General features: G+C 71.5%; 8 protein-coding genes. 3 read left to right on the top strand and 5 right to left on the bottom strand.

Annotation, left to right across the window (positions count from 1 at the left end; all coding sequences use genetic code 11):
- The 5 genes from ACWDX9_RS53465 to ACWDX9_RS53485 all read right to left on the bottom strand — a co-directional run.
- On the bottom strand, window positions 1-1,470 hold a 1,470-nt coding region (locus tag ACWDX9_RS53465; RefSeq protein ID WP_449969802.1), incomplete at its 3' end, for a glycoside hydrolase family 2 protein.
- Entirely contained in the window at window positions 1,467-3,083 is a 1,617-nt protein-coding gene (locus ACWDX9_RS53470) for an alpha-L-arabinofuranosidase C-terminal domain-containing protein (protein WP_449969805.1), read from the bottom strand. The genes ACWDX9_RS53465 and ACWDX9_RS53470, both read right to left, overlap by 4 nt.
- 48 nt (window positions 3,084-3,131) lie before the next feature.
- Complete coding sequence (locus ACWDX9_RS53475; RefSeq protein WP_449969808.1) at window positions 3,132-4,022, bottom strand: carbohydrate ABC transporter permease; 891 nt, start codon at window positions 4,020-4,022, stop codon at window positions 3,132-3,134.
- Window positions 4,019-4,963, bottom strand: a complete 945-nt coding sequence (locus tag ACWDX9_RS53480) for a carbohydrate ABC transporter permease (protein ID WP_449969811.1) — start codon at window positions 4,961-4,963, stop codon at window positions 4,019-4,021. Before ACWDX9_RS53480 ends, ACWDX9_RS53475 begins: the two co-directional genes overlap by 4 nt.
- A gap of 22 nt (window positions 4,964-4,985) precedes the next feature.
- Window positions 4,986-6,476 (bottom strand): ABC transporter substrate-binding protein, encoded by a 1,491-nt coding sequence (locus ACWDX9_RS53485; protein WP_449969814.1) that lies wholly within the window; start codon window positions 6,474-6,476, stop codon window positions 4,986-4,988.
- A 257-nt stretch (window positions 6,477-6,733) separates the two neighbouring features.
- Between ACWDX9_RS53485 and ACWDX9_RS53490 the strand changes: the two genes are divergently transcribed.
- The 3 genes from ACWDX9_RS53490 (at window position 6,734) to ACWDX9_RS53500 (ending at window position 10,599) form a co-directional block, all read left to right on the top strand.
- On the top strand, window positions 6,734-8,239 hold the full coding sequence (locus ACWDX9_RS53490; RefSeq protein WP_449969817.1) for a sulfatase-like hydrolase/transferase: 1,506 nt from the start codon (window positions 6,734-6,736) through the stop codon (window positions 8,237-8,239).
- 40 nt (window positions 8,240-8,279) lie between these two features.
- The gene (locus ACWDX9_RS53495) at window positions 8,280-9,317 is read left to right on the top strand and encodes a LacI family DNA-binding transcriptional regulator (RefSeq protein ID WP_449969820.1); all 1,038 of its coding nucleotides are present in this window, start codon (window positions 8,280-8,282) and stop codon (window positions 9,315-9,317) included.
- Between the two features lie 106 nt (window positions 9,318-9,423).
- Entirely contained in the window at window positions 9,424-10,599 is a 1,176-nt protein-coding gene (locus tag ACWDX9_RS53500) for a hypothetical protein (protein WP_449969822.1), read from the top strand.
- Window positions 10,600-10,630 lie beyond the last annotated feature (31 nt).

Raw genomic sequence — 10,630 nt, forward strand, 5'->3', positions numbered from 1 at the left:
GCGCCGCGCGGGCGGGCGGTCGCCGAGGATGCGCGCGAGCGCCTCGGGCCCGGCGTAGCGCTCACGGATCGACTCGCCGGTGGGCGCGTAGTCGTGCAGACCCCAGATGTCGCTCTCCGTGTGCTCCCACCCGTCATTGGAGATCACCGGCCGGGTGCCGTCGAGCGCCTTGGTGAGGTGGTAGAGCGCGGCGGTGGCGTGCCGCTGCTCGGGCACGTCCGCCGCGTGCCAGACACCCCAGCTCTCGTTGAACGGCACCCACGTCACCACGCACGGATGGCTGCGGTCGCGGGCGACGACCTCCAGCCATTCGCGGGTCAGCCGCTCGACGGCGCGGGGCGAGTACTCGTACGCGCTGGGCATCTCGCTCCACACCAGCAGGCCGAGCCGGTCGCACCAGGCCAGGAACCGCGGATCCTCGACCTTCTGGTGCACCCGCACGCCGTCGAACCCGAGTTCCTTGGCCAGTTCGGCCTCCCGGCGCAGCGCGCCGGGAGCGGGGGCGGCCAGGTGGGAGCCGGGCCAGTAGTTCTGGGCGAGGACCAGGCGCAGGAACCGGGGCCGGCCGTTGAGCAGGAACCTGCCGTCTCTGACACCGACGCTGCGCAGGCCGACGTACGAGGTCACCGCGTCGATCAGGACGCCGTCGCGGCGCAGCTCGACGCGGGCGTCCAGCAGGGTCGGCCGCTCCGGCGTCCACAGGAGCCCGCTGAGCTCCATCTGGTGCCGGGCGGCCGGGACGGCGATCACCCACCGGCCGTCCCGCCGGTCGGCGCGGCACGTCTGCTCCGCCAGGACCTCGTCCCCGAGGGTGAGGACCACGTGGACGTCCACGGCGGGGTCCGGCCGCTGGGAGAGCTCGACCTCGACGGCCACCGCGGCGCCGGGCACGTCCGGGGTCCAGTGCAGCCGCCGGAGGTGCAGCGCGGGCACGACCTCGGCCCAGACCGGCTGCCAGATGCCGGTGGTGCGGTGGTACCAGATGTCGTGCGGCTCCGCGCGCCAGTCCTGCTTGCCGCGCGGCTGGGTCGCGTCGTCGCACTCGTCCTGCGCGCGGACCACCACGACCTGCTCCCCGCCGGGGACGACGGCCTCGGTGACGTCGAAGGTGAAGGGGGTGTGACCGCCCTCGTGCTCGCCGGCGTACTCGCCGTTGAACCACACCCGCGCCCGGTAGTCCACCGCGCCGAAGTGCAGCAGGAGCCGCTCGTCCGGCCCCGGCTCGCGCTCCAGGCGCAGCGTGCGGCGGTACCACACGACCGGGTGCGGCTCGGGCTCGTGGACGCCGGACAGCTCGCTCTCGGGCGGGTACGGCACGGTGATCGCGCGGGTGAAGGCCCCGGCGTCGCGGTGCCGGCCCTCGGCCAGGCCGCGGTCGCGGTCGTCGGTCGCGTAGCCCCACTCGCCGCACAGGTCCTGCCAGTGCGGGCGGACGAGGAGAGGACGGGGGGAGTCGGCATCCTGGGTCACGAAGGCTCCTCGAGAAGGGTCAGCACGGTCACCGAGTGCGGCGCGATCTCCCACGCCCCGCCGCTCGCCTCGACCTCACCCAGGTCCCGCACGGCGATCGTGTCCTGCGCGCCGAGCGTGTTGACCGCGCCGAGGCCGGGGACGTCGCCGCCGACGGTGCGCACCCGCGCGCGGGCGGGGGTGGCGCCGGAGCTGCCGTCGAGGACGAGCCGCACGCGGATGGTCTCGTCGCGGTGCCGGTTGACGACGGCCACCCGCACCGAGCCGTCGTCGGCGCGGGTGGCCGACACGTCGATGTACGGGACGGTCATGGGCGCGGTGAGCAGCCGGCCGTCCGGGCCCCAGTTGTCGCCGAGCCGGACCGCGGTCGTCCTGGCCGGGCCGTCCACCTCGGACGGCAGCACGGTCCTGCCGGTGTGGTGCCGGTAGAGGTGCCAGACGTGGTAGATCGCCGAGCGCAGCGCGCCACCGGGGCGGGCGACCACCAGGCCGTTGGCGTTGACCAGGTTGACCGGGTTGGCCATGGACACGGGCGCGGGCAGAGCGGCGGAGCGGTGGACGGCGTGGAACACTCCCGCGCAGAAGACCAGGTCGGCGACCGTGCGGGGGCTCCACCGGTTCACCCGCACCCGGCGTCCTGGCCCGTCGCCCGCCTCGGGCAGCTCGCGCTCGGCGACGCCGCCGTCGTCACCGGGCAGGGGCTGCGGCCAGTCCTCGGGTTCGAGGTGGCGCATGGTCCACTCGTCGAGCGCGAGCGCGGGCGGGCGCTCCAGGCCCACCTCGGCGGCGAGCTCGGTGACGAACTGCGAGTAGGCGTGGATCTCCCGCTCGAAGTACAGGGCCTGGGCCACGACGGCGTCGTAGTCGTCGCCGGTCCACAGGTGGGTGCCGGCGCCGTACAGGTGCAGGGACAGGTAGTCCAGCAGCTTGCCCGCGCGGGCCAGCACCGGGCGCGTCCACTGGTCCTGCTGCCAGGGGATGCCGACACCGATCAGGCGGATCTCGGGGTCGACCAGGCGCATGAACCGGGCGTGCTCGCGGGCGGCGGCGGCGTACTCCTCGGCCGTGCGGTGGCCCATCTGCCACGGGCCGTAGACCTCGTTGCCCACGCCCCAGTAGCGCACCTTCCACGGCTCGGCCCGCCCGTTCGCGGCGCGGCGGCCGGTGAGCGTGGTCGCGCGGGCGGAGTTGGTGTACTCGACCCAGCGCACCGCTTCGTCCACGCTCCGGCAGGAGTGCACCAGGTACGGCTCCGCACCCGCCGCCTCGCACCAGGCCAGGAACTCGTCGGTGCCGAAGCGGTTGGACTCCTGCCCGCCCCAGGCCGGCTCCAGCCGGCTCGGCCGCGTCTCGCGCGGGCCGATGCCGTCCTCCCAGTGGTAGGCCGAGGTGAAGTTGCCGCCCGGCCAGCGGATCGGCCCCGGGCCCAGCTCGCGGACCAGGTCGAGCACGTCGGTGCGGACGCCGTTGAGCAGGCCGGGCTCGGCGACGGACAACGGTGAGCCCTCGTCGAACACGCCGCCCTCGATGTTGCCGAAGAACGCCGATTCCAGGAAATGTCCGTAGACGTCGTCGTCGATCCGGCCCGCCGGGCGGCGGGTGTCGATCGTCACGAGTGCCTCACGGCTATGGGCAGACATATGTTGAGAACCCCGTTCCTGTCACTGCTTCACCGCTCCCGCGATGCTGTCGACGAACTTCCGCTGGAGGACGACGAAGACGGCGATCACCGGGATCAGCGAGATCACGGCGGCCGCGGCCATCCCCGACCAGTCCGTTTCCCGCTCACCCACGAAGACCGTCATGCCCACGGCCAGCGTCCGCAGGTCGGAGTCGCTGAGCGTGAACACCAGCGGAAGCAGGTAGACGTTCCAGGCGAACAGGTACGTGAGGATGACCACCGTGGCGGTGATCGGCCAGGCCAGCGGGAGCATCACGCGGAAGAAGACGGTGAAGTGGCCCGCGCCGTCCAGGCGGGCGCACTCCTCCAGCTCCTTCGGCAGTTTCCTGAAGAACCCGGCGTAGAGGAGGGTCGAGGCGATCTGCCCGCCCGCGCCCAGGCCGAGTATCACGCCGGCGTGGGTGTTGAGCAGCCCGAGCTGGTCGGTGAGCTGGGTGACCGGGATGATCGTGTACCCCTCGGGCAGGAAGAACGTGACCAGGAACAGACCGATGACGAACTTCTTGCCGGCGAAGTCGTAGCGGCCCAGCACGTAGCCCGCCAGGGCGCTGCGCACGACGACGAGCACCACCGTGCCGGCGGTGATGACGAGGGTGTTGACCAGGTACCTGGCGAAGCCGACCTCGCTCCAGGCGCGGGCGTAGTTCTCCCAGACCGGCTCCTCGGGCAGCAGACCGAGCCCCGTGCCGAAGATCTCGGGTGAGGTCTTCAGCGACGCCGAGACCAGCCAGACGAACGGGTAGACCCACAGGCCGCCGAGCACGAGCAGCAGGACGGCGGTCACCACCTGCCCGGTGCTCGGGCGGCGGCGCGGGGCCGCCCGTCCGACAAGCGGGCGGCGGGCCGGCCGGGTGTCCGCGGGCGCGGTCATGCCGAGCCCATCCGGCCCCTGGCCCAGCGCATGCCCAGCGCCTGGGCGATCGCGAGGACCATGGTGAGCAGCCCGAACAGCACCGCCGCGGCCGAGGCGTAGCCGAGCTGGGGGACGGTGGCCTGGAAGGCCGTGCGGAAGATGAAGATCTCGATCACCTCGGAAGAGAAGGACGGGCCCCCGCCGGTGAGGGTCTGCATCAGGTCGAAGACGTTCAACGCCGCCACGGTGTCGATCAACGTGATGATCACCAGAAACGGCACCAGCAGCGGTAACGTGACGCGCCGGAACTCCGCCCAGGGGCCTGCGCCGTCGATCATCGCGGCCTCGTGGACGCCCTGCGGGATCGTCTGCAGCGCGGCCAGCCAGTAGATGAGGGTGATGCCCAGCCACTTCCACACCCAGACGGCGATTCCGGCGAAGAGCGAGGTGCCGGCGTCGGCGGCGAAGTTCGCCGGCGACTCGATCAGGCCGGCCCAGACCAGCGACATGCTCACCGGGCCGCCGGCGTCCAGCAGCAGCGTGAACACGATGCCGACGATGGCGCCCGTGGTGACGACCGGCAGGAAGAACAGCGTGCGGAAGAAGCCCTTGAACGGCGTCTTCTTCCGGTTGAGCACGATCGCCAGCGCGAGCGCCAGCCCGACCCGCAGCGGCACGGCGATCACGAGGAACACGATCGAGTTCCAGAACGCGTTCCAGAACAGCTCGTCCTCGATCAGCCGCGCGAAGTTCTCGACGCCGATGAACGTCCCGGCGTCGGCGAAGCCCGGCCAGTCGAGGAACGCGAACCACCACGACGCCAGCAGGGGATAGATGGTGTACGCGCCGTACCCGACGAGGGTCGGCAGGAGGAAGAGGTAGATCCACCAGTCCTTGCGCAGGCGCCTCAGCCGTCCGGGCCGGGGGTGTGCGGAGGTCTGCCCGTGGGTTGTCGTCATGGTGCTCCCGTCCGGCCGCCCCTCAGCGGCCGGCGTAGTCCTGCTGCTCGTAGTCCTTCTTGCGGTCCCAGTTGGCGAAGACCCAGGCGTCGAGGCCGACCTCGACCCCCTTCTCCTCCTTGACCGCCTTGATGGCACGCTCGCGCTCGGTGCTGAGCTGGTCCTTGTAGCGCCGGAGCTGGCCGCCCACGTCGGAGCTGGAGCCGGTCAGCACCGACTGGACGATGTCGCCGAGGTCGGGATGGATGTCGCGCATCTCGGCGAGCACCTGCCACACGCCCGGCGTGCCGACCTCGGGCACCGGTCCGATGCGCACGTCGTCCTGGAAGTTGGCGACGCACTGCCGGTAGGCGGGGTGCACCTCCGCCTCCGCCACCACCTCGGCCAGCGCGGGCGGCTGGTCCATGGCGGCGGCCAGCTTGAGCTGGAACTCCTTGGTGGTCATCCGCAGCAGCACCTCGGCCGCGGTCTGGGCCTTCTTCGACTGTTTCGACACCCAGAACGTGCCGGGCGCCGGAGGGCTGTAGACGAAGTTCCTGGTGGTCTCGGGGCACGGGATGTGCCACACGCCGACCCCGCGCTCGACCGCCTCGGGCTCGTCCACGCGCAGGCCGCCGACGAACCACGCGCCCCACGGGTAGATGGCCGCCTGCCCGGCGGCCCAGCGGGCGCGGGCGTCGCGGGGGCCCATCGACGCGGACGCCGGATGGACGACCTTGTCCTTCTGCAGCGAGACGAGGAACTCGACGGCGTCGATGTACGGCTGGGAGTCGTGGACGTACTCGCCGGTCTTCCAGTCGATGGCGCCGGGCCCGGGGGCGCCCGCGGTCATCGCGAGCCGGTGGACCAGCGCCGCCAGGTACGCGGGGTCCTTGAGCGGGATCACCATCCCGTACGCGCCGGCGGCGTTCCCCTTGGTCACGCGGCGGGCGACGTCGCGCAGGTCGTCCCAGGTGGCCGGCTCGTCCTCGGGGTCCACCTTGGCCTCCTTGAGCAGCGCCGTGTTGAACCACGGCACCGCCTCGTGATTCCGGCCGGAGAACGGCGCGAAGGAGTAGATCTCGCCGTTGAAGCGGTGGATGCCGTCGTAGAGCTGGCCGGCGACCGGGCTGCCGGCGAAGTCGGCGAGCTTGCCGACCGGCTGGAACCAGCCCTCGCTGACCAGGGCGGCCGGGGAGACGGCGCCCAGCCCCGCCAGCGAGTGCACGTCCGGCATCTGGTTGCTGCGCCGCGCCACCTGCAGCGCCTGGCCGAGGTCGGGCGCGTCCATCTGGCGCCGTTCGATCGAGACGCCCGCGTGGCCCTGCTCGTAGGGGCTGAAGAGGTCGCTCTCCAGCATCTTGGTCAGCGGCCTGAACTGGTCCCACCACTGCAGCGCGTTACCGGCGGCCTGGCTCCGGCGGCTCATCTGCCCGCCGCCGGTGCACGCGGTCAGCGCCGCCGCCAGGACGGCGGCGCTCGTGCCGCCGAGGAACTGGCGGCGGCTGACGTCACGGCGCCCGGCGCCTGACACATCGGGCAGGGTTCCAAGGATTCGGCGATGCGACCCCATGGCGACTCCTCTTCGTCGTCGAGTCGGTCACGATCCCGCCCAGCCCTGAACCTTCAGGGACCCCCCGTGAAGCGGTTCCATGTTTGCGCTAACCTATGACCGCCACCTATCAGCGTCAAGGTCATGACGGTGAGGTTTCTTTGAGCTGCAGCTCAGGCGCCATGATGCCCGCTGCTGACGGTGAATCCGATGTTTGCGGAAACAAGCATGGAGGCCCGATGAGCCAACCCACGAACGTGCTCTTCCTGATGACCGACCAGCACCGCGTCGACACCCTCGGCTGCTACGGCAACCCGCACGTGTCCACACCGCACCTGGACGCCCTCGCCGCCTCGGGCACCCGCTTCGACGCCTGCTTCACCCCCTCGGCCATCTGCACCCCCGCCAGGGCCAGCCTGCTGACCGGCGTGCTGCCGTTCCGGCACCGGCTGCTGGCCAACTACGAGCGCAACGTGGGGTACTCGGAGGAGCTGCCGGACGAGTTCACGCCCTTCTCCCGCCGCCTGCGCGAGCACGGCTACAACGTCGGCATCGAGGGCAAGTGGCACGTCGGGCGGCGGCGCGGCCCCGGTGAGTTCGGCTTCGACGGCGCCCACTACCCGGGCTGGCACAACCCGGTGGGGCACCCCGACTACCTGGCCTGGCTGGAGCGCCACGGCCTGCCGGGACCCGAGATCAGCGAGGAGGTGCGCGGGGTCTTCCCCAACGGAGAGCCCGGCAACCTGCTCGCGGGCGTCCTGCACCAGCCGGGGGAGGCCACGTTCGAGCGCTTCCTCGCCGAGCGCACGATCGACCGGCTCGAACGCTACGCCGAGGACTTCCACCGCGACGGCCGCCCCTTCTACATGGCCGTGCACTTCTACGGGCCGCACCTTCCCTACCTGCTGCCGCGCGAGTACCTGGAGATGTACTCGCCCGACCTGGTCGAGCTGCCCGAGTCGATCAAGGAGACGTTCGAGAACAAGCCGCCCGTCCAGCGGCGCTACAGCGAGCACTGGACGTACGACACGCTCGGCGAGGAGACCGCGCGCCGGCTCGTGGCCGCGTACTGGGGATATGTGACGCTCATCGACGAGCAGATCGGCCGCCTGGCCGGGGCCCTGGAGCGGCTCGGCCTGACCGGCAGCACGGCGGTGGCCTTCACCGCCGACCACGGCGAGTTCACCGGCGCCCACCGCCTGCACGACAAGGGCCCGGCCATGTACGACGACATCTACCGCATCCCCGGTCTGCTGCGGGTCCCCGGCTCGCCGGGCGGCGCGTCGACCGGGGCCTTCGTCAGCCTGGTCGACTTCACCGCGACGGTACTCGACCTGGCGGGGGCCGGCCCCGAGCCGGGCGCCGACGGCCGCAGCCTGGTGCCGTTCGCGCTGGGGGAGGAGCCCGCCGGCTGGCGCGAGGACATCACCGCGGAGTTCCACGGTCACCACTTCCCCTATCCGCAGCGCATGCTGCGCACGCGCCGGTTCAAGCTGGTGGTCAACCCGGAGAGCGTCAACGAGCTCTACGACCTGGAAGAAGATCCGTCAGAGCTGACCAACCGCTACGGCGACCCGGCGCTCGGCGAGGTCCAGTCGGCGCTGATCGGCCGTCTCTACCAGCGGCTTCGGGCCTCCGGCGACAATTTCCACCACTGGATGACGTCGATGTACGCTGTCGGCGGCAAGGACTACGACACGTCCTTGAGCGACTTCGAAGGAACCCATCACCAGGGCCTGGCCTGACCTTGTTCAGCGCTGCTACGAGGAAGGGAGAGCACCCCGCGTGGCTCGGCAACCAGGAACGGGGGCGTCCGGCGGCCCGTCGATGGCGGACGTCGCCAAGATCGCCGGTGTGTCAGGACAGACCGTGTCGCGGGTCGTCAACGGCAACGACCGGGTGACCGCCGCCACGCGGCTCAAGGTCGAGGCGGCCATGAGACAGCTCGGCTACCGCGCCAACATCGCCGCGCGGGCGCTGGCCACCGGCCGGTTCGGCACGATCGGCGTCGTCATGTTCAACCTCAGCGCCGTGCTCAACGTCCGCATCCTCGAGGCCGTCGTGACCGGCGCCCAGGCCCGCGGCTACTCGGTGAGCGTCGCGATGGTCAACGGCCCGACCGAGAAGGACATCCGCGCCGCCGTCCGCGGCCTCACCGACCGCGCGGTGGACGGCGTGATCGTGATAGAGGCCCGGGTGCTCGACACCCCGCACCTGCAGCTTCCCGAGGAGGTGCCGGTGGTGATCGCCGACAGCAGGGCGGCGCACCGGCACCCCACCTTCGGCATGGACGAGGCCGCCGGCGTCCGCGCCGCCGTGGATCACCTGCTCGATCTCGGCCACGCCACCGTCCACCACGTGGCCGGGCCGACCGGCTCGAACCCGGCGCAGCGGCGCCGGGCCGCGTGGCAGCGGCTGCTGAAGCGGTCGGGCCGCGCCGTCCCGCCGCCCGTCGTCGGCGACTGGTCCCCGCAGTCGGGGTACGACGCCGCCCGCCGCCTGCTGGCCGACGACGACGTGACCGCCGTCTTCGCCGCCAACGACCAGATGGCCGTGGGCGTCCTGCAAGCGGCGGCCGAGCTGGGCCGCAAGGTGCCGGACGACCTGAGCGTCGTCGGCTTCGACGACCTCGACTTCGCGCCGTTCCTCATCCCGCCGCTGACGACCGTCCGCCAGGACCTCGCCACGGTGGGCCGCCGCTGCCTCGAGCACCTGATCATGCAGATCGAGGCCCCGCAGCGGGCCGAGGCGTCCGCTCCCGCCAGCAGGTTCGTCCGGCCGGAGCTGGTGGTGCGGGCCTCCACCGCGCCGCCGCGCCGCTGACCTCACCGCATCGCCCGGGCCGTTGACAGGCCGCTCAGGTTAGCGCAAACATGAATGTGCCGAGTCGAACCACGCGTCGGCCTTCCCTTCCGAGAAAGCAGGTCACATGCTGCGCCGGCTGTCGATCATCGCCTTAACCGCGGTTCTCGCCGTCTCGCCCGTCACCCACGCCGCCGCGGCGGAAGGAGCCGAATCCGTGCCCGACCACAAGCCGCTCGCCCGCGCGTACGGCGCTCTGGGCGCCAACTTCAACCAGAACCTCGACGCCCTCGACTTCCGGGAGCTTCGTGAGGCCCGCGCCCGGTGGGTCCGCGGGTTCTTCCCGATGCCCGCCGCCGACAAGGGCGACCCCGCCGAGCACTTCGCGATCAGCACCATCACCAAGGCGGCGGCGCGCGGCTACGACACCGTCCTCAGCCTGAAGTTCCCCTACGACGCGGCGTCCTTCCCCGCGCCGGGCAGCCCCAGGATGGCCGCGGAGCTGGCCCGGCTGAACAAGGTGCTGCCCACGGTGATGGGCAAGGTGGACATCCTCACGATCGGCAACGAGCCCTTCATCGAGAGCCTGCCCGCCGAGCGTGACCAGCGGCTCAACGAGTTCTACGAGACCGTCGCCCGGCACGTGATCGACTACCGGCGTGAGCGGTGCGGCGCCGACTGCGGCACCGCGCTCTACATGGGCGCGCTGAACCGGCTCGACCTGCCGGACCGCCGCACGCCGGCGGCCGAGCGCTGGATGACCTTCGTACGCCAGACGCCGGAGATCGAGGGCGTGGACATCCACCCGCACATCCCCGCGCCGGCGAACGCGCAGCCGTTCCTGGACTACATCCTGCCGAGGATGCGCCCCGACCAGACGTTCCTGGTCACCGAGTTCTCTCTCGTCTGGTACTGGCAGCAGCACCTGAAGGACCCGGTCGCGGCCACGTTCGCCCAGAAGTACGGCTTCCCCTCCGGCACGCTGGTATGGCAGGTCATCAAGGCCGCCATCGACAAGCCGTTCAGCGAGCGGAAGTGGGACGACTTCCTGGCCGGCAGCCCGTGGTTCACCAGCCAGGCGGGCTTCCTGCGCGACCAGATGAAGCTGTACCGGGGCACCGGGCGGCTGGCGGTCGCCACGTACGCCTTCAAGCAGGACGACCTGATGGTCGAGAACTTCGGCCCCGGCAAGGCCCCGTGGCTGCTCAACAGCGTGTACGCCCCCTACACCGTGCAGCCCCGCGGCGCCCTGTCGGGGCGCGGCTACTGGCTCGACGACTTCCGCGCGCTGCAGCGCCACTGACCAGGCCGCATCGGCCGCCGCCAACCGCGGC

It is taken from the genome of Nonomuraea sp. NPDC003201 (assembly GCF_053590415.1).

Excerpts from the sequence above, each read along its gene's own strand:
- ACWDX9_RS53475 (WP_449969808.1), bottom strand. The coding sequence starts at position 4,022 with ATGACCGCGCCCGCGGACACCCGGCCGGCCCGCCGCCCGCTTGTCGGA.
- ACWDX9_RS53480 (WP_449969811.1), bottom strand. The coding sequence starts at position 4,963 with ATGACGACAACCCACGGGCAGACCTCCGCACACCCCCGGCCCGGACGG.
- ACWDX9_RS53490 (WP_449969817.1), top strand. The coding sequence starts at position 6,734 with ATGAGCCAACCCACGAACGTGCTCTTCCTGATGACCGACCAGCACCGC.
- ACWDX9_RS53500 (WP_449969822.1), top strand. The coding sequence starts at position 9,424 with ATGCTGCGCCGGCTGTCGATCATCGCCTTAACCGCGGTTCTCGCCGTC.